We start from the raw sequence: 834 nt of genomic DNA on the forward strand, positions 1-834 counted from the left end.
TCAGTTGGTAGAGCAGCGGTCTCCAAAACCGCGTGCCGAGGGTTCGAATCCTTCTACCCCTGCCAAAAGCACAGCAGTTGTGATACAGATGTATCGAAAAACTGCTGTGCTTTTTGTTTGCGGTTCGATTCGTTAAAATCCGAAGGGTTTCAAGGAGAATAAGTTGGAGAAAATTATCGTAATGGCACCCGGCCATGAACTGTGGGATGGGACCATCGCTTTTGCAGCAGGCTGCCCATGGAAAGCAGCAGCATTTTTGGGGCAGAGAAGATGGAGCCAAACGATTTTGAAAATAACGAAAGAGCTCTTGTGGCCTTGCGCGATGATGACGCGGCGGCTTTCTGCACATTAACGCTGTAACAAAAAATGTTGTAGTCGGGAAAGAGCAACTGCAAATTAGCGCTGCGGCATGGCCGTGGTCAGCAGAGGAAAGCACAAGAGCACCCGCCCAAAACTTTATTGACGCTGATGCGCGAAACACAAGAAAAATGGCAAAAAAATCAAAAAAGTGCTTGACAGTTGGGGTATAATCCAGTATAATCAATCATGTTGCAGCGGTCAGGTAACGCCTGATGCAAAGCGCGAAAGGGCTTGGCCCGGTAGTTCAGTTGGTTAGAACGCTAGCCTGTCACGCTAGAGGTCGTCAGTTCGAGCCTGATCCGGGTCGCCATTATGCCTCTGTAGCTCAGTCGGTAGAGCAGGGGACTGAAAATCCCCGTGTCATTGGTTCGATTCCGATCGGAGGCACCAGTCAAGGAAACCCAGCCGGGTTTCCAATATGCGGCCGTAGCTCATCTGGTAGAGCGCCACCTTGCCAAGGTGGAGGTAGCGAGT

Annotated in this window: 2 tRNA genes; both read left to right on the plus strand. The window is 50.6% G+C overall.

Features of this window, described 5'->3' with window-relative positions:
* Positions 1-593: 593 nt before the first annotated feature.
* Positions 594-670 (plus strand) — tRNA-Asp (locus tag WS40_RS10825).
* 4 nt (positions 671-674) lie between these two features.
* Positions 675-750, plus strand: a tRNA-Phe gene (locus tag WS40_RS10830).
* The last annotated feature ends 84 nt before the right edge of the window (positions 751-834 follow it).

It is taken from the genome of Ruminococcus sp. N15.MGS-57, from assembly GCF_000980385.1.
Lineage (GTDB): Bacteria > Bacillota > Clostridia > Oscillospirales > Ruminococcaceae > Hominimerdicola > Hominimerdicola aceti.